Genomic DNA, 25,573 nt, shown 5'->3' on the forward strand with positions numbered 1-25,573 from the left:
GCCCGCCGCGAGAACGGCGGTGATCCACGCGGCGGCGAGGGCCGCGGCCGCGACCGGTCCCGGGCCGACGGCGGCGGTGATCCCGAGCGGGGCGAGATCGAGGCCGGTGGCGCGTACGAGTGTCGGCAGGGGGAACCATGCCGCGACCGCCGGCCACGGCGCGGCGACCAGGAGCGCCGCGCTGAGCGACAGCGGGGCGAGGAACAGCGACGGCAGGTGCGCCTGCACGAGCAACCCGATGCCGAGCCCCCAGACGGCCGCGGCCGCGCCGACGATCGCGACGGCACCGACGGCCGCGGGCTCGAGACCGTGCAGGCCCAGGGTCGCCGCGACGGCAGCACGGCCGCCGAGCAGGGCCGCCACCCCGACGAGCGCACCGCCGAGCGCGGTGAAGGGGATCCGCGCCGCGAGGCCCCACTGCCGCGGCTGGAGCGTCGCACGTTGGGCGATGACTCCCCCGCGCCGGTCGACCGTGTAGCGGAACGAGCCGTAGATCGCCGCCATCACTGCGGCGTACACCGCGAGGACCGTCGACAACGGCGCCGCGATCGCGTCCTTCGCCGCGTCGGGCGCGGCGGCGACGTCGCCGGGCATACTGGCGCCGATCGACGCGGACAGCACGAGCGCCGCGGCGCACACCCCCGCCAGGGGCAGATCGCCGACCGTGGCACGGGCCTGTGCGCGCAGAGCACGCCCGAGCCCGAGCAGCGGCGCCGCAGAGGCGCTCACCGGAACCGCCGACGTCCGACGACCCACGCCGCGGCGGTCAGGACGAGCGTCCAGCCCAGCGCCACACCGAGACCGGCCCACGGCTCGAGGAGCACCGGGTGGTCGCTCGGCGACGCGAGGGCGGCGAGGGTCAGCCCCGGCGAGAAGCGGGCGACCTCGGGCGCAGACCCCAGGAACGCCATCTCGAACGCGATGGGTCCCGCCAGCACGACGGCCGCCGCGGCGTAGTAGTTGCCGACGATCCATCCGACCGCGGCACCGAGGAGCGCGCCCAGCACGGCGCCGGGAAGCGCCCCGAGCACGGTCCGCGCCGCGCCGAGGCCGGGAACGAACGCCAGGCCGTTCACGCCCAAGACCACGGCCGCGACCCCGCACCACGCCGCGGCGATCCCCGCCGTGAGGACCACCGCGACCCCGATCGCCGCGATCCCTTTGCCCAGGAAGGCGCGGCGGAAGCCGATCTGCGCGATCGTGCGGCCCATCGAGCCGTAGTAGAACTCCCGCGTCACCCCGAAGGCGCCGGCGAACGCCGCCACGACGAACGACCACGCGAGCGGCGCGAGGAGGAGTTGCGTCGCGGTGGTGGCATCCATCGCGGTCATCCGTCCGAGGGTGTCGTCGCTGGTGAGGACGATCACCGGGACGAACGCGCCGAGCAGGAGGACCGCGAGCGTGTTCGCGCCGCTGCGGGCGCGCAGGAGCTCGGAGCGGATCACGCCGATCACGCGTCGCGCCCCTCGACGAGGTCGAAGTAGCGCTCCTCGAGCGAGGCCCCGCCGTCGCCCGGGACGAGGTCGCTCAGGGCGCCGGAGTACAGCACCGACTGCTTCAGGATCACGACCTCGTCGACGGTGTTCTCGAGCTCGGCGAGCTGGTGACTCGAGACGAGCACGGTGCCGCCCGCCTGCGCGAACGCGCGGAGATGGCGACGGAGCCACCGGATGCCATCGGGGTCGAGGCCGTTCGAGGGTTCGTCGAGCACGAGCGTCCGTGGCGATCCGATGAGCGCCGTGGCGAGGCCCAGCCGCTGCACCATGCCGGTCGAGAAGGTCTTCACGCGGCGACGGGCATCGGCGGCGAGTCCGACCTCGTCGAGGACCTCGTCCACCCGGCGCCGCGGGGCGCCGACGGCGAGGCGCGCGATCTCGAGGTGTCGGCGCGCGGTGATGCCGATCTCGAAGCCGAAGCCGTCCATCTGCACGCCGATGTGCGCCGACGGCTGCGAGAGACGGGCGAACGGCATCCCGTCGATGAGCGCCTCGCCGCGGGTCGGGGCCGAGAGTCCGACGATCGTGCGCAGGGTCGTGGACTTGCCGGCTCCGTTCGGGCCGAGGAGTCCCACGATGCTGCCGCGACGAACCGCGAAGGAGACGTCGTCGACGGCGGTGCGGGAGCCGTAGGTCTTGGTGAGGTGGTGCACCTCGAGGGCGTGGTCGGTCATCGGGGATCTTTCGTGTCGGACGTCGGGGGGTCGAAGGAGGTCAGCAGGACGGACGCGGGGTCGACGACGTGCGTCGACCACACGGCTCCGAGCAGCGAGCGCGAACCGAGGTGGACGACGGCGCGGCCGGATGCGGGGAGCGTCGCGGCGGGCACGTCGACGGTGCCGATCGTCCGGGCCTCCACCTCGAGGCCCGGCACCTCGACCGGCGAGAACGCCGTGAGCGGCGCGGTGATCGTGCGCGCGGGCGCGGGGCGTGCGACTCCCCGGGCGACGACGGCGTCGGCGAGGATGCCGCTCGTCGTCAGGTCGACCGGGAGGTCGGCGGTGAGGCCCGCGTCGTCCGTCGCGCTCGCGGGGACGACCAGCTCGACGCGGTCGCCGACGGACGTGAAGCCGAGAGTCCGGGTGTCGTCCACGGGGATCACCGCGGCGGCGCCCACGACGGCCGCCACGGCGGCGACGCCGATCAGCACGAACCGGGTCCTCCCGCGTCCGCGGGACCACCCGGCGACGACCCATCGGACGACACCGACCCCGACCGCGACGACGACGGCCGTCGGGAGCGCGAGCACGATGAGCGCGCCGACCGGTCCGGTTCCCGCGAGCGCGTGCACGGTCCGCTCGATCGCGGCCACGACGAGCGCGATCGGCACGAGGGCGCTCAGGATGCCGAAGGGGACGCTCCACCACCGGGCGAGAGCCCGCGGACCGGGTGCGCCCCCGAACAGACCGCGACGCAGGGCGTCGGCGGCATCCGCCATCGTCCGGGCGCGCAGATTCGGTTCGTCCAGTGCGCTCATCACCGCGATGTAGCCGTCGAACCGCACGAACGGGACGAGGTTGATCACGACGACGACGGCGCACGCGCAGCTGAGCACGAGCAGTGCCCGCCGCACGTCGGGATCGGGCACGGCGAGCGCGCACAGCGCCGCGGCGCCCGCGAGGGCCGCGTGCACGGCGGGTCCGGCGAGCGCGACCCGGACGCGGGACGCGCGGGACGGGAGCCGCCAGGCATCCGTGACGTCGACGAAGAACGCCGGTCCGAGATAGAGCAGCATGACACCGGCGCGTCGCGGCTGTCCGCCGCCGTGTGCCAGGGTCACACCGTGCGCCGCCTCGTGGAGGAGCGTCGCGGCCACGAGCACGACCGCGACGACGAGGACATCGACCAGTGGCAGCGGCGACGTCAGCGCGGCGACCACGTCGGCAGCCTGGGCACCGAGGGCGACGAGGCCCGCCACGATCAGCGCGGCGAGGGGCCACGCCAGCCACCCGCGCAGCAACGGGCGGATCAGCCGGTGCAGTCGGTCGAACAGGCGCGGCGCGCGCAGCGTCGCGAATTGAATCGTCAGCGGCGGGCGATACGTGACGCGCCCCGCGGTCCGCCGTTCCGAGCCGCGGAGGAGCCCTGCCCGGCGGAAGCGGGCCGCGAGCGCGGCGAACTCCTCGGGCGTCTGATCGGGCGCGAAGCGTCGGCGCAGCTCGTCGAGGCTCGCTCGCCCGTCCATCGCCCGCAGCGTCGCGGCGACGGTCGACGAGGCGCGCGACACGGGCACGCCGTCCACGCTGACGAGCCAGTGGTCCCCGTCCGCGGCGGGCTCGATGCGCACGACGTCGGCCAGCCGCGGAGCCGCGTCGTCGGGGGCGAGGGTGTCACGCGACATCCGCGGTCCCGTCATCGACCCGGGTGTGCAGCAGCACCATGCCCTCGCCGGAGCGGATGCCGTTCGTAAGCACCGGGATCACCTCGGGCGGTGCGAACCCGCCGTCGCGCAGTTCATCGGTCACGACCGACTCCTCGAGGAGGTGCAGGCGTGTGGTCAGCACGGGCACCGGACCCGGCGCAGGCGGCAGCGGGAGTGGCATCCAATTCACGACCCGGCGGGCACCGTCGGACTCGACCTGCTGCGACTGCAGGTAGACGGTCGAGCCCACCGGGATCTCTCGGTCCGCGGACGCGCGGAGCGCGGACAGCGCACCTGCGCCCGCGACAGAGAGCACGAACGACCCGCCCGGTGCGAGGTGACGGCGCACCGTCGCGAAGAGCCGTCGACGGTCGGTCGGCCCGAGCAGCGTGATCGAGGTCGCGGCGAGGACGATCAGGTCGAAATCGCGTCCGAGGTCGACGTCGCACATGTCGGCGACGACGACGTCGCAGGTCGTGCCGGCGGGCAGCGCGGCCCGCAGGCGCGCGAGCATGTCGGCCGACAGGTCGAGCGCCGTGACGCGCTTGCCGGTCCGCACGAGCGGAAGCGTGATCCGTCCGCTTCCGGCGGCGAGGTCGAGCACGTCGGGGCCGACGCGACGCGCGATGTCGAGCACCTCGCGGATCTCGGACCGGTCCGGGCCGACGAGGTCGTCGTAGAACCGGGCGCCGTCGCCGGCGTACACGTCGCCGGGCGCGGCGACGCACCCGGCGTCCGCCAGGCGGCGGCGCACGGAGTCGGTGAGCGGGGCGGTCATGGAACCTCTTTCTGGGGGGATGCGGAAGTCGAGGGGGACACGCGCCCGGCGTCTCCCCCTCGACGGGTCAGGTGGCGATGGCGACCGTCGCGGCGACGATGGCGATGATGTAGCCGGCGTGCTCCCACCACTCCAGGGGCGCGTCGAGCTCGTCGAGCTCTTCGAAGCGCAGTGCGAGATCGTTGGACATGAGTCACCTCCTCGGGTGCATGCAGGGATGGGATGAGGGATGCCGGAACCCCGGCCTCCCGCGGATGGCTCAGGTGGCGGCCAGGGCGATGAATCCGAGGGCCACGCCGTAGCTGAAGCCGCGGAACCAGTCCCATCCGTCGTCGGGGGCGTCCAGCGCGTCGAGCTCGACGAAGTCGAGGGTGGAAGTCATGTGCAAGTCACCTCCTTCGGTGAGGGTGAGGGCTGACGCCGGGCGTCCGGGATGCCTCAGGTCGCGATCGCGACGCCGATGCCGACGACCGTGAGTCCGGCGAGGACCCCCTGGTAGAAGCTCTCCCAGCTCGGCGCCTCCAGCGCGTCCAGTTCCTCGAACTGCAGCGGGGCACTCATCGTGAGACTCGTCATGTGTGTTCACCTCCTCCCGCGGGTGTCGGAGTGACCGTGGGGCGGAGGCGGGACGCCTCGGCGGGTGGGTTCGGGTCCCACCGCGCCCGATCGAGGACGTCCCGCACGTCGGGAGCCGAGAGGCCCGACAGCGCCGGCCCCCGACCGCCCCACCACCGCTCCGCCCGGGCGGCCATGGCCTCCCGGGCCTCCGCGTCGGGTCGCGGAGCGAGCGGCAGTCCCCAGCGCGCGATGAGGGCGTCGATGCCGGCCGCCGGGGCGAGGGGAAGCCGCGCGTCGCGGGTCGCCTCGCGCCAGAACGCCTCCAACGGCTCGGCCGAACCCCAGCGGGTGTCGCCGTCCTCGATGCACTGCCACACGCGGGAGACGACCGAGGCCGTCGCCCGCATCTTCGTCGTTCGGGCGATGAAGGAGACCTCGGTGGCGAGGTACCAATGGCGGGGGCTGAAGGGCGCACGCCCGCGCAGGGCGGCGCTGCGCTGCGTTGCCGCGCTGAGACGCGCGATCCGCAGACGGCGCGCCGGCGTGAGGGCGCTGTGGCCCGCGGCCAGCAGAGCGCGCGCGATCGCGACGGCGTGCGCATGCCCGCGCGGGTGGGCGCGGTCGGCGGTGCTGACGCCTGCGAGACGCAGGAAGGCCTCGAGGCATCCCGCGCGGACGTCGGCGGCGTCGAGCGTCCCGTAGTGCCTCGCGTCCAGGACGGCATACCGCGGCCGCACTGCTTCGCCGACGAGGACCCGCGCACCCGCGCTCGTGCGGACGATCGCGACGGCGTTGGTCTCCGCCGAGGTGCCCACGGTCGTGGGGACGGCGACGACCTCGATCGACGGGTTCGCGGGTGCGGGCAGCGACACGACCGCCGCGCCCTCCGCCCGCCGGAGGGCCCACGCCACGGTGGCGCGGCCCATCGCGGCGACGGCGACCGCGTCGAGGACCGTTCCCCCACCGACGGCCACCACCGACTCCGCGCCCGCGTCGCGCAAGCGGTCCGCGAGAGCGGCGACCGTTCCGGCATCCACTCCTCCGACCTCGAGCGGCACGACCGCGACGCAACGCGGGAGGTCCTCGGCCAGGGGCAGCAGGTGCGCGTCGACCACCACCACGGTCCGGCGTCCGGCCGTCACGCGCGCGCACGCGGCGCGGGCGATGCCCGACCCTGCGATGAGCGTCGACCTCGGGCGACGCGAGACGGCGCTCACGCGGCCGCCTCCGTCACACGGGTCAGACCCGCCCGGATCGCGGCGTCGAGCTCGGTGAACGCGGCATCGTCGTACCCGTAGCCCGGGATGAGCTGGATGCCATCCACCCCGGGATGCACGATCGCACCGGCCGCGGCGATGGCGGCCACGGCATCCGGGATCCGTTCGGGCGAGAACCGCGCGCCGTCACTGCCGGCCAGAGCCACGGCGAGGAACGCGCCGCGCCCCCGGACCTCGGCGGCGAGGCCGTCGCGGACCAGCGCGTCGGCGAGCGCCCGCGCGCGCACGCCCACGCGGGTCGCGGCGGCACGGATCTCCGGACGTCGGAACTCGTCCACCGCGGCGAGGATGGCCGCGGACACCGCGGGGGTTCCGGCCTGCGTCTCGCCGTGGACGAACGTCGCGCGCCGGTCGGCGAACGCCGACACCACCCGGGGACCGACGAGGACGGCCGCGGCACCGAGCGCGCCGTTGGTGAGGGCCTTGGACAGCACGAGCAGATCCGGTGGCCGCGACCACTCCCCCGACGCGAACAGCGGGCCGGTGCGCCCGAAACCCGTGGCCACCTCGTCGGCGACGAGGAGGAAGCCGTGCTCGTCGCGCGCGTCCAGCGCCGCCTCGAGGAACGCCTGCGTGACAGGGTGCGCTCCCGTGCCGAGGACGGGCTCGACCACGACCGCCGCCACGCGGCCACCCTCGCGCCGCAGCAGGTCGGTGAGCTCCCCCGGGTCGGCGGCGTCGACGTGTCGCACCGCCCGGCGATCGAGCGCGTAAGCCGCCTGGCCGAGGGCGTCGCCGCTCAGCGCGTGGCTGCCGTACATCGTGCCGTGGTAGCTGCCGCGCAGCCCGACCACGAGCGTGCGGGCGGGCTCGCCCCGCTCGATCTGGAACTGCCGCGCGAGCTTCATCACGGCGTCGTTCGCCGCGCCGCCGGAGGTCGAGAAGATCACGCGACGGTAGCGGTCGTTCCCGGCGAGGTCGATCAGCGCCGCAGCCGCCTCCCGCGCCGGTCGATGCACACCGCGGAAAAGGGTGAGGTACGAGGCCTCGTGCAGGGCGCCGGCGACCGCCTCGGCGATTCCGGGGTGCCCGTAGCCGAGCGGGACGTTCCAGAGTCCGCTCGTGGCGCAGAGCCGGTCGGATCCGTCGGCGAACCGCACGCGGTGCCCGCGCGCCGAGACCGCGACACGGTCCGGGGCGAACGCAAGGTCCGCGGGCGACATCGCCGACCAGACGGGCGTCACGCCCCCGCCCCGACGGCCACGGGATCGGTCGCCGGAACACCGGGGCGCACGCCCAGCAGCCGCTCCGCCTCGGTGCACAGGACCCGTGCCGCCTCGACGGTCAGCCGCTCGGTGCGGGCGAGGCGATCCGCCGCCGCGGTCACGTCGGTCGAGGCCTGCAACGACGCAACGACGCGGACGGTCCGCTCGGGTAGACGCTGACGCCGGCGCGTGCGGAGGTCGACGAGCAGGACGCCGTCGGGCGTGCGCACGAGGAACGGGTCGTCGGCGCGGGCGACCCCGCCGCCGCCCTCACCCGCGTCGGAGAGCGCGGACCAGCCGAACCCGTCGATCCGGAGATCGGATGCCGCGAGCCCGAGGATCCCCGCGAGCTCCGCCGCGTGCACGAAGCGCCCGAGCCACCGCCGGGCGGAGAGGTCGCGGGTCAGGTCAGCGGGCGCGGCGATGCCGGCCAGAGCCTCCCACCGGGGACGCGGCGTCGCGAGCACGTTCGCGAGGTCGTCCGCCACACCGAGCACCGCACCCTGCGCCCCCGCGGTCAGCCGCCCGTCCGCGTGCACGTGCGGGGCCCGCGGTGCGGCCGCGGCGAACGGATCGTCGAACACGTCGGCATCCGCGAGACGAAGACGCGGGTCGGTCATCGGCGACGTGAAGACGCCGGAGGCGCGAGCGAGGTCGGCGTCGGCGAGGAACGCCCGCCACCCGTCGGCGTCGAGGAAGCGCATCGCGGTCGGCCCGACGAGTTCGACGTACGCGGCCGAGGCGTAGTGCTGGAGTTCGACCGCGTGCCCGGCCACGTGGAGGACGTCGCCGACCTCGTCGAAGGCGCCGTCGAAGCGGACGACATGCGCCGGGGTTTCGACGGCGACGTCGGAGGCGACGAGAAGGATGTCGTCCACCGTCACCGCCGCGGCGGCCGCGTCGACAGGTGCGCCCGGAGCGCAGAACACCGCCCGCCGGAACGACGCGTGGCGCCCCGTGATCCATTCGCCGACGATCCGCGCGTCGTGCGCGTCGACTGCCCCTCGTGTCACCGACAAATCCCCCTCGCTACCGCTCCGCGCACTTCCGGAGCGCGGAGGCCCTCCGCGAAGCGGGGACCGAGAGAAAATGTATACATGCACTCGTGCGAGTGCCAGGGTGCGAACGCCGAATCACCCGTCCGCTTCGACGCGATCACCAGCGCGTGCGCCGGGCGTCACATTCGACCGGGAAAGACGGCCGGGAATGACGGCCGGGAAAGACGGCCGGGAAAGACGGATGCCACGACCCCGAGGCCGTGGCATCCCTTCCGCTTGCGTCAGACGAGCGACTCCCGCCACGACGCGTGCAGCTGCGCGAACTTGCCGGTGCCGGCGATCAGCGCCTCCGGCGTGTCGTCCTCGATGATGCGGCCGTGCTCCATGACGAGCACCCGGTCGGCGATCGCGACCGTCGACAGGCGGTGCGCGATGATGATCGCCGTGCGGTCGGCCAGCAGCGTCTGCAGCGCGTCCTGGATGAGCCGCTCGCTCGGGATGTCGAGCGACGCGGTCGCCTCGTCGAGGATGAGCACCGCGGGATCGGCGAGGAAGGCGCGCGCGAACGAGATCAACTGCCGTTGGCCCGCCGACACGCGTCCGCCGCGCTTGTTCACGTCGGTGTCGTAGCCGTCAGGGAGCTTCTCGATGAACCCGTCGGCGCCTACGGCGCGGGCGGCCGCGCGGATCTCCTCCATCGTCGCGTCGGGCTTTCCGAGGGCGATGTTGTCGGCCACCGTGCCGCTGAACAGGTACGCCTCCTGCGTGACCATGACGATCGCGCGGCGGAGGTCCTTCGGGTGCAGACGGCGGAGATCGACGTCGTCGAGGGTCACGGCACCGCGCGTGGGGTCGTAGAACCGCGACACGAGCTTCGCGAGCGTCGACTTGCCGGCACCGGTCGTGCCGACGAGCGCGATCGTCTGCCCCGCGGGGATGTCGAGCGTGAAGTTCGGCAGGATGACCCGGTCGTCGGAGTACCCGAACGTGACCTCGTCGAACCGGACGTGACCGCGCGCGCTCCAGAGGTCGACCGGGTCGGTCGGGTCGGGAACCGTGGGCTCCTCCTCCAGCACGCCCGACACCTTCTCGAGCGCCGCCGTCGCCGACTGGTACGAGTTCAGGAAGAACGCGACCTCCTGCAGCGGAGCGAAGAAGTTCCGCACGTACAGCACCGCGGCCGCGAGCACACCGATCTCGAGCGCCCCGCCGATCACGCGACCCCCGCCCCACAGCAGCACCACGGCCACCGAGACCGAGGCCACCGCCATCAGCGCCGGCTCGAACGTTCCGAACAGCCGGATCGAGCGCATGTTGACGTCGCGGTACTGGCCCGCGAGGTCGCCGAACTCCTCGTCGTTGCGCGGTTCCTTACGGAACGCCTTCACGGCCCGGATGCCGGTCATCGTCTCGACGAACTTGACGATCACCTGCGCACTGACGACGCGCGACTCCCGGTAGACGACCTGCGAGCGGCGGTAGAACCAGCGCATCAGGAGGTACAGCGGAATACCCATGACCGTCAGCACGAGCCCGGACTGCCAGTCGAGGAGGTACAGCGCGCCGAGCGTGAACAGGCCGTACAGCACGCCCGACACGAGCTCATTGAGCCCGCCGTCGAGCAGCTCGCGGATCGTGTCGAGGTCGCTCGTCTGACGCGAGATGATGCGGCCCGACGTGTACGACTCGTGGAACTCGAGGCTCAGGCGCTGGGTGTGGAGGAAGATGCGCTTGCGCAGGTCGAGCATGATCGCCTGCGTCAACCGGGCCGCCACGACCACGTACCAGCCGATCAGCACCGCCCCGCCGATGCCGGCAGTGAGGTAGATCGCGACGACGAGGATGGTCGGCATCCAGTCGTTGTTCTGGATCACCGCGGGCAGCGCCGTGTCGATGCCGATGGCGATCAGCGCGGGACCGGCGACCCGCAGCGCCGTCGAGACGACGAGCACCGCGGCGGCGAGCACGAGCTGCCAGCGCAGCGGCGACACGAGCGATCCGAGGAGCCGCAGCGAACGCTGCCGGATCGCGCGACTCTCTTCGCGCGTGTAGTCCGAGCGGTCTTCGCCGCTCGTCCCGGTGACGGTGGTCGCGCTCATCGGGTCGCCTCCTTCGCGGGCTGGGATTCGTCGATGGATGCCAGGGCACTCCCGCCGGAGCGGATCACGGGGATCGCGCCGGTCTGCGCCTCGCGCTCGGCCTCGGCCTCTTCCAGGCTCGAGATCACATGCCGGTACGCCTCACTCTCGCGCAGCAGGTCGGAGTGCGTACCGACGGCCGTGATGCGGCCGTCCTGCAGCAGGGCGACACGGTCGGCGAGCGTGACCGTCGAGGGACGGTGGGCGACGACGAGCGCCGTAGTCTCGCTCAGCACCTCGCGCAGCGCGTCCTCCACGAGGGCCTCGGTGTCGACGTCGAGGGCCGACAGCGGGTCGTCGAGGACGAGCACGGCGGGGCGCGCCGCGACCGCGCGGGCGAGCGCGAGTCGCTGACGCTGGCCGCCGGACAGGCTCAGCCCCTCCTCGCCGATCACGGTGTCGAGGCCGTCGGGAAGGTCGTGGACGAAGTGCGCCTGCGCGACCTGCAGCGCCTCGGTGAGCACCGCCTCGGCTTCGGGCGACCCCGGTTCGAGGTCCTCCCGACCGAGCAGGACGTTGGCACGGACGGTCTGCGAGAACAGCGTGGCATCCTCGAAGGCCATGCCGACGTGACGTCGGAGTTCGGACAGCCGCAGGTCGCGCACGTCGACGCCGTCGAGCAGCACGCGGCCACCCGTGACGTCGTACAGCCGCCCGGGCAGCGTCGTGAGCGTCGTCTTGCCGGAACCGGTCAGACCCACGAGCGCCATGGTCTCCCCCGGCCGCAGGGTCAGGTCGACGCCGTCGAGGAGGTCGGGCTCGGAGTCCGCGGCATCCTGGTACCGGAAATGCACGCCCTCGAGCACCAGCTCGCCGCGGGGCGCGGGGATCGTGCGCGGCTCGGCCGGGTCGACGATCGTGTTCTGCTCGTCGAACACCTCGAAGATGCGGTCGGTCGCGGTGCGCGCGTCGAGCAGGAACGAGAAGAGGAAGCCGATCGACTCCATCGGCCACCGCAGCACCGTCGCCATGGCGAAGAACGCCACGAGTTCGGCGACCTGCAGCTGACCGAGCTGCGTGAGCACGATGCCCGCGCCCAGGCACACCGCGAACGCGATGTCGGGCAGCAGCACGAGCCAGAACCAGATCCAGCCGACGGCGCGCGCCTTGCCGAGCTCGGTCTCGCGGAGGGACTCAGCCTGCCGCGTGAACTTCTGCAGCGCGTGCTTGCCGCGGCCGAAGGCCTTGAGGACACGGATGCCGTGCACGCTCTCCTCGACCGAGGTCGCCAGGTCGCCGGCCTGGTCCTGGCTCTGCCGCGTGAGGGCGCCGTAGCGCTTCTCGAAGCGGTAGCCCGCGTACCAGAGGGGCGCGGAGGCGATGAGGAACAGCGTCCCGAGCAGCCAGTGCCAGCGGAACAGCAGCACCGCACCGATCGCGATCGTGAGGATGTTGACAACAAGCAGGATGAGGCCGAACGCGAGCCAGCGGCGCAGCATGCTGATGTCCTGCATCATGCGCGAGAGCAGCTGCCCCGACTGCCAGCGGTCGTGGAACGCGACGGGCAGACGCTGCAGGCGCGAGTAGAACGACTGCCGCAGGTCGTACTCGACGCGGGTCGCGGGCGCCAGCACGAACCAGCGCCGCAGCCACACCATGCCGGCCTCCGCGAGCCCGAGGCCCAGGATGAGCACCGCGCCCCACGCCAACTGCGCGGGGTCGCCCGAGCCGATGGGACCGGCGACGAGCTGCTCGAGGACGAGGGGGATGGTGAGCGCGAGCACGCTCGCGCCGAGCGCGCTGACGGCGCCGAGCACGAGCCGGGGAAGCACGGGCCGGGCGATCGGCAGCAGGCGCGCGAGGGAACGGAGCGTCGACAGCTGAGGGCGGTTTTCTGCGGTGGTCATGATCCTCGTGGGGTCGAAGCGACGCGCCGGATGGACGCGGGAAGGGGATGCCAAGGGCCGGCGGAGTCCGCCGGGACGTGCGATGCGCGAGCGGTCGGAGCGCTACGGGCGCCGCGCGGCGAAGGCGGAGAACGCGGCACGCACGACGGTGGAGTCGATCTGGTCCATGGCATCCTCCTCGTTCGGTGCGCCACCACAGAGGCCCGGGGGGGGCGGGGCGCGGCAGCTTTTCAGGATATGCCTGAGCGTTGCCTGGGGGCAAGGACGGATTCTGCGGGCGGCTGGCGCGGGGCGGGCCGGGGCGCCCGGGGCCCGCGGCACAACCTCCGCGATCTGCCCAAAGTCAGTGGCATCCGGCCGCGTCCAACTGAGGTTGCGCGAATCGCTGAGGTTACGCCGCGCGCCGGGGGCCGAGGCCGCGGGCCAGGCGCGCGGCGGCACCGGAGCCCCGGGCGGCACAAACTCCGCGATCAGCACAAGCTCAGTGGCATCCGGCCCCACCCGGCTGAGGTTGCGCGAATCGCTGAGGTTACGCGGCGCGGCGCGTCAGGCTGCGGCTTCGCGCTCCAGCAACCGGCGCTTCACGTCGACGCCCCACGCGAAGCCGCCCATCGTGCCGTCGCCGCGCAGCACGCGGTGACACGGCACGAAGAGCGCGGGCGCGTTGCGGGCGCAGATGGATGCCGCTGCTCGCACGGCCGAGGGTGAGCCCAGGGCCGTCGCGAAACCGGTGTACGTCAGGGGTTCCCCCGGCCGGATGCTCCGCAGCGCCGCCCACCCCCGCTGCTGCAACGGCGTGCCGAACTGCACGACCTCGACGTCGTCGATCGCGGCGAGGTCGCCGTCGTAGTACGCCGCGACGGCTGCGGCCGCGCGCGTCTCGCCCGGCAGGATCTCGGCGGGACGGTTCTTCGGGTGCAGCCGGGCGAGCACGGCATCCGTGTCGTCCGTCCATCCGGCGACGAGCACGCGATCGGCGTCGTCGGCGAGGATCGCGAATGCCCCGTCGGGAGTGTCGAGGAACTGGAGGGTCGCGGTGCTCACGGGGCGGGCTCGCTTTCGGTCGAGGGGGTCGGGGTGCGCCACGCCTGGGTCACGGGGGCGGCGTACCAGTAGTGGGCCATGGCGTAGCTACGCCACGGGGCCGCGCGCTCGGACCAGGCCGTGAAGCCGGCCGGATCGGACGGGAGCCCCAGCGCCGCGGCGCCGGCGCGCGCAGCCACGTCTCCGGGAAGCAGCACGTCGGGGTCGCCGGTCACGCGCATGCGGACGTAGTCGGCGGTCCACGGGCCGATCCCCCGCATCGCGAGGAGCCGCGCCCGCTGCTCGGCGCCGTCGTCGCCCGGCCCGAGCGGCAGCGAGCCGTCGGCGAGTGCGGCGGCGGCCTCGACGATCGCGCGGCGGCGCGCGGCGGGTCCGCGCAGGACGTCGAAGCCGTGTGCGGCGATGACGGCGGGATCGGGGAAGAGCCTCATCGGGATGCCACCGATCTCGGTGCGCTCGCCGAGTTCGGCCGACAGCCGGCCCTGCATGGTGCGCGCCGAGGCGACGCTGATCTGCTGGCCGATCATCGCGCGCAGCAGCATCTCTTCGGCATCCATCGCTCCCGGGACGCGGACTCCCGGAATCGCGGCGACCGCGGGGGCGAGTTCGGGATGTCGGGCGAGCGCCTCGTCGATCGCGAGCGGATCGGCGTCGAGGTCGAACAGACGTCGGACGCGCGCGATGAGGGTGCCGAGGTCGGCGAGGGCGCTGAGCCGCGCGCGCAGACGCAGCCGGGAGTCGGCGTCGCGCCGCACTTCGAACCACGCCGGTCCGCCCGGCATCCGGATGACCCGCGCGAAGGACGCGTCGCCGCCGACCTCGACGCCGGGGATCGCGTGCGCGCGCATCCAGCCGAAGAGTCCGACGGTGTCGATGGGCCCGCGGGCGGGGAGCGCGAGGTCGATCTCGCCGACCGGAACGGTGCCCGCCGCCCGGGACCGCCGGGCGCGGAGGGCCGTCGGCGACAGGCCGAAGACCTCGCCGATCGTCTCGGTGAACTGCCGCACGCTCGAGAAGCCCGCCGAGAACGCGACATCGGATGCCGACAGGTCGGTGCCCACGAGGAGCGCGCGGGCCGTGTGGGCGCGCTGCGCTCGCGCGAGGGCGAGCGGCCCCGCGCCGAGTTCGGCGGTGAGGAGGCGCCCGAGGTGGCGGGAGGAGTAGCCGAGTCGCCGCGCGAGGCCGGGGACGCCCTCGCGGTCGACGACACCGTCGGCGATGAGGCGCATCGCGCGCGCCGCGACGTCGCCCCGGACGTCCCACGCCGGGGACCCGGGCGCCGCCTCGGGCAGGCAGCGCTTGCACGCGCGGTAGCCCGCCTCGTGCGCCGCCGCTGAGGTCGCGTAGAACGTGACGTTCGCCTCTTTCGGCGTGCGCGCGGGGCAGCTCGGACGGCAGTAGATGCCGGTCGAGCGGACGGCCGTGACGAACTGCCCGTCGAACCGCCGGTCGCGCGACTGGATCACGCGGTAGCGCTCGTCGAAGCCCCGAGCGTCGGCGGCGGTGAGGGTCATGGCATCCACCCTGCCATCCCCCACCGACATGCACCGGCGGAAATCGGACACGAGGGTGGGCCCCGGTGCGGCGAGCTCGCGCCCCGTCCGCTGTTGAGTGTCCAAGACACGCGGACGGGGCCGAGGCTGCTCCGCGTGTCTTGGACACTCCACGGATCAGCCCCGGGCCACGAGCGCACCCGGCGGCACCCTGCATATTCACCGTCCAAGACACGCGGACGGGGCCGCGTGGCATCCGCGCGTCTTGGACACTCAGGGGTGCCGCGCGGGCCGGGGCGTCACGCGAGCGGCGCGGTCTCGCGGAGGATCACCAGGCCGCCCCAGATCGACAGGGCCAGCACCAGCAGGACGAAGCCGAGGAACACCGGCACCAGTGGGAGGGCGAGGAGCGCGACGCCGACGGCCAGCGGGGGCACGGTCATCCCGGCGAACGCGAGGAGGAAGACGCCCGAGGTGATCTCGCCGCGAGTGCGGGGGTCGGCGAGCGATCCGGCCGTCGCGAGGGCTCCGCGGAAGAGGAGGCCGACGCCGGCGCCCGCGACGATGCCGCCGACCACGAACAGGATGCCGGAGGTCACCAGATCCGCCGCGCCGAGGCTCAGCAGCCCGGCGATTATGGCGACGAGTCCCAACCGCAGCTGCGTCCGCGTCGAGCGACCCGCGAACACGACCTGGGACACCGCGGCGGCACCGAACACCGAGAAGGACACGGCCCCGGCGACGAGGTGATCCGTGACGCCGAGCCGTCCGGCGAGGAACGTCGGGGCGACCGAACCGAACAGCCCCGTCACGGCGAAAGCGGCGAAAGCCGCGGTCCCCGCCGCCCAGTAGGCGCGGCGCCCGTCCGCGGGGATGCGGACCCGCTGCGGCCGGTAGCGGAAGGAGCGGTCGACCTCGACGGTCTCGGGGACGAACACGTACGCGAGGCCCAGGGCGAGGAACCCGACGAGGAACACGACGTACGGCAGTACGAGCGGCGCCGGGGTGAACTCGGCGAAGAGGCCGCCGATCAGCGGGCCGAGGGCGAGGCCGCCCATGTTCGCGACGCCCGCGACCGTGGCGGCGAATCCCGGGGATGCGGGGTGCGACACACGCCGCAGGTCGGCGAGGTGCGCGGTGGCCGAGGCCGTGAGGAGGCCGATGCCGAGCCCGGCGACGAGGCGGGCGGCGATGACGCTGGCGGCGTCGGCGCGCAGCACGAACACCAGGGCCGCGGCGATCTCGAGCACCGTCGCCGCCAGGATGAGCGGGCGGCGACCGAGCCGGTCACTGAGGTGCCCGGCCAGGTACAGCGACACCATGACGCCGATGGAGTACGCGGCGAACATCACCGTGATGAGGAACGTGGGGAAGCCGTCGCGCGCCTGGTACAGCGCGTAGAGCGGCGTCGGCACCGTGTTGAAGGCCATGAGCGCGAGGAACGTGGCGGCCGTGACCCAGAACCCGGTCCGGTGCGAGAGGCGCGCGGATGCCGCGGGGGCGGCGACCGGAAGGGCGATCGAGGAAGTCATGACCTCAGGATGCCGCGGACGTCGCATCGAGGGAAACGAACGTTTTCGATCATTGCGATCGATTCGCTCTATCATCGCCCCATGGAGACGCGCCTGCTCGAGTACTTCGTCACGGTCGCCGACGAACGCAACGTCACGGCCGCAGCCGCTCGGCTGTTCGCGGCGCAGTCCACGGTCTCGGCGGGCCTCGCGAGCCTCGAGCGCGACCTGGGCGTGCGCCTGTTCGAGCGCTCCACCAAATTCGTGCGCCCGACGGCCGCGGGCGACGCGCTCCTCCCCCTCGCCCGCGTGCTGCTCGCCGATCTCGACGCGCTCCGCGGGGTGGCATCCGAGTCCGGGACCGGCGTCCGCGGACTCGTGCGCATCGGGACCTTCGCGGGCCTGCGGGTCATCGACCTTCCCGAGATCCTCGCCCGGCTCCGCCGCACGCACCCGCTGGTCGACGTGCGGGTCACGGTCTCGACCACCGGCTCGCGCGGGCTCTTCGACGAACTCGATCGCGATCGTCTGGATCTGGCGCTGACGGCTCTGCCCCCGGCATCCGGTGCCGTGTCGAGGCACCTCGCGTCGTTCCCCTACATGGCCGTGCTGCCCGAGGCGCACCCGCTCGCCCGCGTCGACGGACCGGTCGCCCTCGCCGACCTCGCCGATGACGACTGGATCGATGTGCTCCCCGGGTTCGGCAACCGCGTGCAGCTCGACCGGGAGCTCGACCGCCTCGGCATCGCACGGCACGTGCTCGCCGAGGTGGGCGAGCTCGCGGCCGTGCCCGAGTACGTCGCGGCCGGGCTCGGCGTCGCCGTGATCCCGGACGTGGTGCCGACGACCGGATGCCGTGTCCGCCCCGTCGCGGACGACCTCCCGCCCTGGACCGTCTCGCTCACCGTGGGCGCGGCCGCCGTGCACCGCCGGCACGTGCAGGCGGTGGTGGAGGCGATCCACGCCCCGGGGTGAGGTCGTCGGAGCGGGGAGACCTGCCGCGCGTCGGCGGGGCGGCGCTCAGCGCGCGCGGGTGGGGGCGGCGCGAGGGGCGGCGCTCGTGGCCCCGGGGCGCTGGATGTGGCCCCGGGGCCACGAACGCGCGCGAACCACCGGATGCCACCGCGGCGCCGACCCACGCGAGGTCGGCGCCGCGGTCGAGCAACGTCGGCGCTCAGCGCTCCGCGACAGCGAAGCCGCCGGAGGGCAGGAGCACCGTCATCTCGCCGTCGAACGCCGTCGTGCGCAGCAGCCTGCCGCGCGCGTCGTAGACACGCACCGTTCCGCCGCCCGAGAGGGTCGTGCGCTCGACACCCGGCGCGCTCGACTGCACGAGCTCGCTGCGGCTCCCGGCGCCTTCGAGGACGAGACGCGACACAAACGGCCGCACGATGAGCCCGTCGAGCACGAGGTCGCCGCGCTGCGCGGTGACGTTCAGCTCCGTCTGCCGCTCGGACACGGGGGCGGTGAGCGCGTGCGGCAGCAGCGCACCGGGGGTCGGCGAGATGCCCCGCGCGGGACCCGTGACCTTCAGTACGCCGTTCCCGCGCCAGCGCGAGAGCGACTGCTCCCCCGGCTGCGAGAACACGACGGGCTCGAACCAGCGCCTTGTGTCGGCGGAACCGATGTTCCACGTCGCGCTCTGTCCGGGCTTCAGGGTGAGGGCGTCGCCCGACCAGCTCGACTCGCCCGTCCACGACGTCGGCGTCGACACGGTGCCGTCGGTGGACGTGGCATCCTCCGCCTGAACGAACGTCAAGCCGACGCGATCGGTGACGGACGTGAGCCCCGTCGCCCGTGCGGCGATCGCCGGATGCGCGTCGAGCGCGAGGGCGGTGAGCAGGCCGTGGATCGTCGACTCGGCCCCGCTGTTGCGGTTCACCGTGCCGTCGGGCTGCAATCCGTCGAACGTCACGCCGGTCGCGGGGTCGTACATGCGCGCGCCGGCGTGGTTGCCGCCGAAGAACCACGCGGCCTGGATGCCGGCGAGGTCGGCGAACGCGCTCGATCCTGTCGTGTCCGCGAGCGCAACGAGCGACTGCACGCGGGAGTCCGCGCCGTACGCGATCTGCACGCGGTCGGTCGGGCTCGGGAACCAGCCGTTGTCCGGACCGCCCGCGGTGAGGAGCGTCGTCGTGAAGCCGGTGGCGTCGGCGATCGCCGGATCCGCCAGTGCGGGGTCGTCGAGCACGTCGGCCGCGACGGCGAGCGCCGCGGGCATCTGCGAGCCCCACGCGTGCCACATCGCGGGCGATTGCGCCCACGGGAGCACCGCGCCGTACGGCCACTCGCGGGAGGTTCCGGATGCCATGGCCGCCACGCCCTCGGCGAGCTCCCGCGCCGCGGTGGCCGAGGAGTCGTCCCCGGCCCGCACGGCGGCGGTCAGTCCGAGGACCGCTTCGGCAGAGGCATCCGCCCCGTCCACGATCAGCCACGCGGGCACTTTCTTGCCGTCGGCCTCGACGTACTGGCCGTACTTCGACAGGACGTCGCGCTCGATCGCCCCGCGCGACAGGGCCAGGCGGTCCTTGAGGAACGCGGCGAAGTCGGGGTCGTCGTCGGCGAACGCCGCGTACCCCTCGCCGAGCGCCCACACCGTGCGCGCGAGCCAGTAGCTCGGGCCAGAGTCGGACGGATCCGGCAGTTCCACCGGTTCCGCGGAGGGGTTGAGCTCGCCGTCCGGCTGCATCCACAGCACGACGTTCCCGGCGTCGGGGCCGTCGGTGGTCTGGTGGTACGCGACCGTGCGGAGCAGCTCGTACGCCTTGTGGCGGCTGTCGGCGTCGCCCGTCTGCTGCCAGTGGCGCAGGTAGACGACCGCGGCGCGCGTGGTGTCGTCGGCGTTGTAGGCGCCCTGACCCCAGTCGCCGGTCGCGGGGTCGAGGGTGCCGCCGCCGATCCGCTCGAACGTTCCGCCGTCGCGGGCGTCGGCGTAGGTCCACGGCGCGAGGAGCGTCGGTTCCTCGGCCAGGCGGTAGGTGGTGTGTCCTTCGATGCCCGCGGGCGTCGGCGAACCGAGGAGGAAGTCGAGGTGGTCGAGGTTCGTCAGCGGCGCGGCCGGGGTGGCGGTGGCGGCCGGGGCGGCGGCGGGGGCCAGCGCCGACGCCGGTGCGGCGCTCAGCGGCACCGCCAGGGCGACCGCGCCCGCGAGGGCCAGGCCGCGCGCACTCCATCGTGCGTTCATGGGGGGATCCTTTCGATGGGGGTGGGGCACAACTCCTGCGAAACCGCCCGCCGTCCACCCGAGGGCGGTGGCGAGGGCGATCCCGCAGGAGGTGTGACCGCGCCGCGCCCGGGCCCTCACGGCGCCGGACGCGACGCGGGTCTCAGTCGGTGCGCTCGAGCAGAGCGACGCCGATCTTCGAGTCGGCCATGCCGTAGAACACGAAGTGGCGGCCGTCGATCTCCTCGATCGCGGTCGGGAAGACGACGTTCGGCACGATGCCGCTGCGCTCGTCGTCGGTCTCGGGGGCCAGCAGCGGCTCCGGCGTCCGGGCGATCACGCGGCTCGGGTCATCGGCATCCAGGATGAGGGCACCCGCGGCGTAGTTGACCTTCTGCTGCTGCGAGAACGCGCTGTCGATCACGCCGGTCACGCCGTGGTGCAGCACGAGCCAGCCCTCGGGGATCCGCAGCGGCGGCGGCCCCCCGCCGATCTTCACGGCCTCGAACGGGAACGCAGGGCCCGCGACGAACCGGTGCTGCTCCCACAGCGCGAGGTTCGCGAGGTTCTCCCGGACGGATGCCACGGGCACGTAGCTGATCCAGATGGACTGCCGCTCGTCCTCGATGCCCGCCGGCACCCGCACGCCCTGCCCGGGCTTGGTCTCGCCGAGGTCCCACATGGGCCGGTGCAGCACCGCGAACGCCTCGCTGCCGTCGGGGGCCGTGACCGTCTCGGGGAAGAAGACCGTGTCCTTGTTGTGGAACAGGTTCAGGTCCGTGTCGAGGTCGTCCTGGTAGCGGAACAGCACGGGTCCGAGACGCCGCCAGTCGCGCAGGTCCTCGGAGACGGCGACGGCGGTGCGCGGGCCCAGGGGGCCATAGGCGACGTACGTCATGACGTGCAGGCCCAGGGCTGCGATCCAGGTCGTGCGCGGGTCTTCGGTTCCGGCATTGTCGGCGCCGCGCTCCCACCCGCGGTCGGGCTGGAGCACCACGCCCTCGCGTTCGACGGCGACGGGCACACCGTCCTCGACGACGACGCGGGCGAGGCCGACGCGTGAGACGTTGCCCTCCGCGACCAGGCGCGGCAGCAGGTACAGCTCGCCGTCCGGGCCGCGACCCGAGGCCGGGTTGAGCACGCCCTCCGCTTCGTCGGCGTTGCCGGGCTCGGGGGTCATCACCACACCCACACGCGTGAGGCGGTAAGGGACGGGGGATTCGGGGGTCATTGTCATCCTTTCACTCCGGATCCGAGGTCGTTGGAGGTGAAGTAGCGCTGGAAGATCAGGAACAGCGCCACCGCGGGGGCGGCGAGCACGACGGCGCCGGCCATCATCGCGCCGAAGGGGTTGGTCGTGGATGCCGCGATCGTGGAGATGAAGTTCGCCAGCGACACCGCGAGCGGCTGCATCGTGGCGTCCTTCGTGATGAGGAAGGGCCACAGGAACTCGTTCCACGGACCGATGAAGGTCAGCAGCACCGCGGTCAGCAGCGCGGGACGTACGAGCGGCAGCGCGACGCTCCACAGCAGCCGGAACTCGTTCGCCCCGTCGACGCGGGCGGCGTCGAACAGTTCCTTGGGGAGCTGCAGGAAGTACTGCCGGAAGATGACGACCGCCGTGGAGTTGATGAAGAACGGCAGGATCATGCCGAGGTAGCTGTCGCTGAGCCCGTAGTCACGCGCGATCATCACGTACAGCGGGATCATCAGCAGCTGGAACGGGATCACCTGCACGAGCAGCACGAGCGCGAAGGTCGCCGACCGGCCGCGCCACTTCAGCACCGCCAGCGCGTAGCCGGCGAGCACCCCGAACACGATCGTGCCGAGGATCACTCCCCCGGTGAAGATCCCCGAGTTCACGAGGCCCTTCAGCAGGTTGATGCGCCCGTCGATCGCCGCGTAGTTCTCGAGCGTCAAGTTCGACGGGTGCGGGAAGGCCCCCGCGATCGAGGTGTCGGGGTTCGTCTGCAGCGAGCCGACGACCATGTAATAGAAGGGGAACAGGAACGCCAGGGCGCCGAGCGTCAGCACGCCGTACGTCACGACCTTGGACTTCATGATTCCTCCCTCCCCACGAACCGGCGCTGGAGCGCCGCGATGATCAGCACGAAGATGATCAGCACCACCCCGATGGCCGCGGCCACGTCGGGGTTCTGCTGCTCGATGCCCTTCTGGTAGATCAGCAGCACGGGCGACGTCGACGCGCCGTTGGGGCCGCCGCCATTGGTGAGCAGGTACGGCTCGGTGAAGAGGTTCGCGCCCGTGATGGTGGCGAGCAGCACCACGAGGAACGTCGCCGGGCGCACGCCCGGGACCGTCACCGAGAAGAACTGCCGCAGGCGTCCCCCTCCGTCGACCGCGACCGATTCGTACAGCTCGCGCTGCACGTTCTGGAGCGCCGCGAGGTACAGCAGGATGTAGAACCCCAGACCCTTCCACGTCACGAACAGCGCGATCGTCGGCATCGCGAGCGCCGAGTTGACCAGCCACGACGGGTTCGGCGCCAGCGGGCCGAGCGCGTTGTTGATCAGCCCCGAGTTCGAGAACAGGAACAGCCACACCGCGACCACCGCGACGGATGCCGTGACGTAGGGCACGTAGAACGCGACGCGGAAGAACGCCCGCGCGCGCACCACCCGGTCCAGCGCCGTGGCCAGCACGATCGAGAGCACGACCGTCAACGGGACGTTGATGAGCAGGAAGATCCCGACGTTGCCGAACGACCGCCACACGGCCGGGTCGCTGAGCGCGGTGACGTAGTTGTCGAGCCCGACGAACGGCCGGGCGACGTTCGCCCCCGGGGCGGTGAAGAAGTAGTCGTGGAACGACATCCACACCGCGAACCCGATCGGGTACGCGAAGACGACCGCGATGAAGATCACATACGGAGCGGAGAACAGGATGCCGAGCGGCTGCGCCCCGAGGAGGCGGCGCCGCTTCTTCCCGGCATCCGTCGCTCCCCCCGCACGACCGGACCGGCCGGGGTCGCCCCCGGTCCGACCGGGCGTGCGGGTGAGATCGACGGTCATGTCACTTCCCCGCCGCGAGCTGGTCGATCTGCGTCTGGGCGTTGGTGAGGAAGGTGTTCACGTCCTCTTCGCCGAAGATGACCGCCTTGGAGTACTCGTCGCGGAACGCCTGCCAGATCTCGACCGAGCTGACGACGTTGGGCACCTCGACGGTGCGCGCGGCCTGGTCGCCGAACTGCTGGTAGGCCGGGTTGGCGCTGAAGTAGTCGGCGTACGTCGTGGTCAGGTCGGTGCGGAGCGGCATCTGACCCGTCTCTTCGAGCCACTTCCCGTCCTGCTCCTGGCTGGTGGCGAACTTCAGGACCTCCCACGCGGTGCCCTTGTTCTGGCACGCGGTGAAGAGGCCGACGTTCTTCGCGTCGCTGAAGGTCCAGGTCTGGTCGGCCGCGGTGCCCTTCTCGGTGGGGACGGGCACGGCACCCCAGTTGACCTTGTCCTTGTAGACCGACACGGCCCACGGCCCGACGATGGCCATCGCGGCCTTGCCGTCGGCGAACGCGTCGCCCTGATACTGCTCGTTGCCGGCGAGCTTGTCGGTGTAGATGGTCCGCCAGAAGTTGGCGACGGCCTCACCGTCGGCGTCGTTGAAGGTGGCCTTGCCGTCCTCGACGAGCTGCTTCCCGCCGGTCTGCGCGGCGTACAGCGGGTAGAAGTCGAACCACGACTGGAAGAACTCGCTCGTGGGCGCCGGGTTGATGGCGTAGTCCGAGACGCCCGCCGCCTTCAGCTTCTGCGAGGTGGCGAGGAACTCGTCGTACGTCGACAGCTGCGGCTTCTCGGGGTCGAGGCCGGCCTTGGCGAACAGGTCCTTGTTGTAGAAGATCATCACCGGGTTGCTCTTCCACGGCAGCTGGTAGAAGCCGCCGTCGTCGGAGCGGTACTGGTCGGCGAGGTCGCCGCTGCGGTCCGTGATGTACTGCTCGCCGTCGGGGAAGTCCGACAGGTTCACGAGGCCGCCCTGGCGCTGGAAACCGGGCACGGCCGCGGGCGAGGTGTTGAACACCAGGCACGGGGCGTTTCCGGCGGTGATCGCCGCTCCGATGACCTCTTCGCTGGAGGACCCGGCGGGGATCTCCTGCGCGGTGATCTGCTCGTCGGGGTGGTCGGCGTTCCAGGCCTCGACCATCTGCTGGCCCCACGCGATCTCCGCGGCATTGTTGGAATACCAGATCGTGATCGGGCCCTTGGCATCCATTCCGGATGCTCCCCCGCCGCCTCCGCTGCACGCGGAGAGGGCGAGGATGCCGGTGGCGGCTACTGCTGTGGCGAGAATGCGTCGTCGCATGTCTTCCTCCTTGTGGGGCGGGCGGGGGCCCGCGGGTGTCAGCTTCGGGTCGGCGGCGCGGTGGAGTCGCGCACCTGCAGGCCGGGGTCGGCGAGGGTCTGGGCCTCGGCGGCGGCTCCGCCGATCGCGGCGAGCAGAGCGCGTGCCGCGGCCGCTCCCCAGCCCCGCGCGTCGGTGGAGACGCTCGTGAGGGCGGGGAACAGATGCCGACCGAGTTCGGTGTCGTCGAACCCGGTGATCGAGAGGTCGCGGGGCACGGACAGGCCGCGGCGCTGCGCCGTGCCGAGCCCCGCGACGGCCATGTTGTCGTTCGAGTAGACGATCGCCGTGGGCGGCACCTCGGCGTCGAGCAGGGCCGTGGTGGCCCGCGCCCCGTCGGCGGCGCTGAAGTCCGTCTCGACGACACGGGCCCGGATGCCACGCGCCCGCGCCGCAGCTTCGAATGCCGCTGCGCGGTGGCGTCCGTGCAGCATCGCGAACGGGCCGGCGACATGCGCGATGTCGGTGTGGCCGAGGTCGGCGAGGTGGTCGACCGCGAGGCGGATGCCGGCGCCGTCGTCGACCGAGACCGAGGTGAAGGGGCTGTCGACATCCGGGACGCCGAGCGTCACGGCCGCGATGCCGAGGCTCGCGACGAGGTCGATCCGCGGGTCGTCGGCGCGGAGGTCGGAGAGGATCACGCCGTCGACGCGGCGGTCCGCGGCGAGTCCGCGGTAGGTCTCGTCTTCGTGGCGTCCGGGGGTGGCGGCCGCGAGCACGAGGACCTGGCCCGAGACGGAGAACTCGTCTTCCACACCGGCGATGAACGACGGGAAGAAGGGGTCGGCGGCGATGACGTCGGGGCTCCGGCCGATGACCAGGCCGCACGCAAAGGCCCGGCCGACGCTGAGCGACCGTGCCCGCAGGCTCGGGCTCCAGCCCATCTCGGCGGCGACCGAGAGGATGCGATCGCGGGTGTCGGGGGCGACGCCGGCGCGGCCGTTCAACGCGAACGACACCAGGCCCTTGCTGACCCCGGCGCGGCGCGCGACGTCGGCGATCGTGGGTCGCGTCTCGTTCGTCATGTTGCACCTCGTCGTGGCATCCGGGATTCTAAACCGGTTCAGTATGTCGAGCCTAAACCGGTTCAGGGATCGCGTCAACCCTCGTCGGGGAGCGCTTAGGGGCGCCGCGCGTGGCCCCGGGGCGCCGCGCGTGGCCCCGGGGCCACGCAGCGGCGGGTGTCTCCCCCGCAGGCACCTGTCCACACGCCGCAACCCCTCCCCGATGTCGGTGGGCGTCGATAGCGTGGGGGCATGAGCGAACGCGAATTCGACCTGATCGTCATCGGCGCCGGCCCCGTCGGTGAGAACGTCGCCGACCGTGCCGTGCAGGCGGGTCTCACCG

Annotated in this window: 23 protein-coding genes; 1 reads left to right on the top strand and 22 read right to left on the bottom strand. The window is 72.7% G+C overall.

All coding sequences use genetic code 11. The features are described from left to right. From AVW09_RS13845 to AVW09_RS13905, 16 genes are all read right to left on the bottom strand, one after another. Positions 1-729, bottom strand: a 729-nt coding sequence (locus tag AVW09_RS13845; protein WP_156496114.1) for a hypothetical protein, incomplete at its 3' end; no start/stop codon positions are given. Continuing rightward, complete coding sequence (locus AVW09_RS13850; RefSeq protein WP_063258626.1) at positions 726-1,454, bottom strand: hypothetical protein; 729 nt, start codon at positions 1,452-1,454, stop codon at positions 726-728. The genes AVW09_RS13845 and AVW09_RS13850, both read right to left, overlap by 4 nt. After that, the gene (locus tag AVW09_RS13855) at positions 1,451-2,170 is read right to left on the bottom strand and encodes an ABC transporter ATP-binding protein (protein WP_063258627.1); all 720 of its coding nucleotides are present in this window, start codon (positions 2,168-2,170) and stop codon (positions 1,451-1,453) included. The genes AVW09_RS13850 and AVW09_RS13855 overlap by 4 nt, the downstream gene beginning before the upstream one ends. Continuing rightward, the gene (gene mpaP, locus AVW09_RS13860) at positions 2,167-3,837 is read right to left on the bottom strand and encodes a daptide biosynthesis intramembrane metalloprotease (protein ID WP_063258628.1); all 1,671 of its coding nucleotides are present in this window, start codon (positions 3,835-3,837) and stop codon (positions 2,167-2,169) included. The genes AVW09_RS13855 and mpaP overlap by 4 nt, the downstream gene beginning before the upstream one ends. Continuing rightward, complete coding sequence (mpaM, locus tag AVW09_RS13865; RefSeq protein ID WP_063258629.1) at positions 3,827-4,636, bottom strand: daptide-type RiPP biosynthesis methyltransferase; 810 nt, start codon at positions 4,634-4,636, stop codon at positions 3,827-3,829. Before mpaM ends, mpaP begins: the two co-directional genes overlap by 11 nt. 67 nt (positions 4,637-4,703) lie before the next feature. Then, a complete protein-coding gene (gene mpaA3 / locus AVW09_RS18370; protein ID WP_269454564.1) occupies positions 4,704-4,826 on the bottom strand; it encodes an MpaA3 family daptide-type RiPP in 123 nt (40 codons plus the stop codon). A gap of 69 nt (positions 4,827-4,895) precedes the next feature. Next, positions 4,896-5,018: an MpaA2 family daptide-type RiPP gene (gene mpaA2, locus AVW09_RS18375; RefSeq protein WP_022878248.1), complete on the bottom strand. Its 123-nt coding sequence runs from the start codon at positions 5,016-5,018 to the stop codon at positions 4,896-4,898. Between the two features lie 56 nt (positions 5,019-5,074). Further along, on the bottom strand, positions 5,075-5,212 hold the full coding sequence (gene mpaA1, locus AVW09_RS17780; RefSeq protein WP_156496115.1) for an MpaA1 family daptide-type RiPP: 138 nt from the start codon (positions 5,210-5,212) through the stop codon (positions 5,075-5,077). Next, entirely contained in the window at positions 5,209-6,411 is a 1,203-nt protein-coding gene (locus AVW09_RS13870; RefSeq protein WP_063258630.1) for an iron-containing alcohol dehydrogenase, read from the bottom strand. The genes mpaA1 and AVW09_RS13870 overlap by 4 nt, the downstream gene beginning before the upstream one ends. Continuing rightward, positions 6,408-7,655, bottom strand: coding sequence for a daptide-type RiPP biosynthesis aminotransferase (gene mpaD / locus AVW09_RS13875; RefSeq protein WP_231901851.1), 1,248 nt, complete (start codon positions 7,653-7,655; stop codon positions 6,408-6,410). Before mpaD ends, AVW09_RS13870 begins: the two co-directional genes overlap by 4 nt. Then, the gene (gene mpaB, locus AVW09_RS13880; protein WP_063258631.1) at positions 7,652-8,689 is read right to left on the bottom strand and encodes a daptide biosynthesis RiPP recognition protein; all 1,038 of its coding nucleotides are present in this window, start codon (positions 8,687-8,689) and stop codon (positions 7,652-7,654) included. The genes mpaD and mpaB overlap by 4 nt, the downstream gene beginning before the upstream one ends. 266 nt (positions 8,690-8,955) lie before the next feature. Next, positions 8,956-10,773, bottom strand: coding sequence for an ABC transporter ATP-binding protein (locus AVW09_RS13885; RefSeq protein ID WP_063258632.1), 1,818 nt, complete (start codon positions 10,771-10,773; stop codon positions 8,956-8,958). Then, a complete protein-coding gene (locus tag AVW09_RS13890; RefSeq protein ID WP_063258633.1) occupies positions 10,770-12,659 on the bottom strand; it encodes an ABC transporter ATP-binding protein in 1,890 nt (629 codons plus the stop codon). Before AVW09_RS13890 ends, AVW09_RS13885 begins: the two co-directional genes overlap by 4 nt. Before the next feature lie 546 nt (positions 12,660-13,205). Continuing rightward, on the bottom strand, positions 13,206-13,703 hold the full coding sequence (locus AVW09_RS13895) for a methylated-DNA--[protein]-cysteine S-methyltransferase (protein WP_063258644.1): 498 nt from the start codon (positions 13,701-13,703) through the stop codon (positions 13,206-13,208). Beyond that, the gene (locus AVW09_RS13900) at positions 13,700-15,217 is read right to left on the bottom strand and encodes a DNA-3-methyladenine glycosylase 2 family protein (RefSeq protein WP_063258634.1); all 1,518 of its coding nucleotides are present in this window, start codon (positions 15,215-15,217) and stop codon (positions 13,700-13,702) included. The genes AVW09_RS13895 and AVW09_RS13900 overlap by 4 nt, the downstream gene beginning before the upstream one ends. A gap of 278 nt (positions 15,218-15,495) precedes the next feature. Further along, a complete protein-coding gene (locus AVW09_RS13905) occupies positions 15,496-16,728 on the bottom strand; it encodes an MFS transporter (protein WP_063258635.1) in 1,233 nt (410 codons plus the stop codon). A gap of 81 nt (positions 16,729-16,809) precedes the next feature. On the opposite strand from AVW09_RS13905, the gene AVW09_RS13910 reads away from it, so the two are divergent. Then, entirely contained in the window at positions 16,810-17,682 is an 873-nt protein-coding gene (locus AVW09_RS13910) for a LysR family transcriptional regulator (protein WP_063258636.1), read from the top strand. A gap of 199 nt (positions 17,683-17,881) precedes the next feature. Here AVW09_RS13910 and AVW09_RS13915 read toward each other — a convergent pair whose 3' ends face one another. The 6 genes from AVW09_RS13915 to AVW09_RS13940 all read right to left on the bottom strand — a co-directional run bounded on the left by AVW09_RS13915 (position 17,882) and on the right by AVW09_RS13940 (position 25,251). Then, positions 17,882-19,891: a hypothetical protein gene (locus AVW09_RS13915; RefSeq protein ID WP_063258637.1), complete on the bottom strand. Its 2,010-nt coding sequence runs from the start codon at positions 19,889-19,891 to the stop codon at positions 17,882-17,884. Between the two features lie 142 nt (positions 19,892-20,033). Then, positions 20,034-21,101, bottom strand: coding sequence for a glycoside hydrolase family 130 protein (locus tag AVW09_RS13920; protein ID WP_063258638.1), 1,068 nt, complete (start codon positions 21,099-21,101; stop codon positions 20,034-20,036). Between the two features lie 2 nt (positions 21,102-21,103). Then, complete coding sequence (locus AVW09_RS13925) at positions 21,104-21,931, bottom strand: carbohydrate ABC transporter permease (protein ID WP_063258639.1); 828 nt, start codon at positions 21,929-21,931, stop codon at positions 21,104-21,106. Next, positions 21,928-22,902 carry a carbohydrate ABC transporter permease gene (locus AVW09_RS13930; RefSeq protein WP_063258640.1) on the bottom strand — a complete coding sequence of 325 codons (975 nt, stop codon included), beginning with the start codon at positions 22,900-22,902 and terminating at the stop codon, positions 21,928-21,930. The genes AVW09_RS13925 and AVW09_RS13930 overlap by 4 nt, the downstream gene beginning before the upstream one ends. Position 22,903: 1 nt before the next feature. Next, positions 22,904-24,187 (bottom strand): extracellular solute-binding protein, encoded by a 1,284-nt coding sequence (locus AVW09_RS13935; RefSeq protein ID WP_063258641.1) that lies wholly within the window; start codon positions 24,185-24,187, stop codon positions 22,904-22,906. A gap of 38 nt (positions 24,188-24,225) precedes the next feature. Continuing rightward, entirely contained in the window at positions 24,226-25,251 is a 1,026-nt protein-coding gene (locus AVW09_RS13940) for a LacI family DNA-binding transcriptional regulator (protein ID WP_063258642.1), read from the bottom strand. Positions 25,252-25,573 lie beyond the last annotated feature (322 nt).

It is taken from the genome of Microbacterium sp. T32 (assembly GCF_001619615.1).
Lineage (GTDB): Bacteria > Actinomycetota > Actinomycetes > Actinomycetales > Microbacteriaceae > Microbacterium.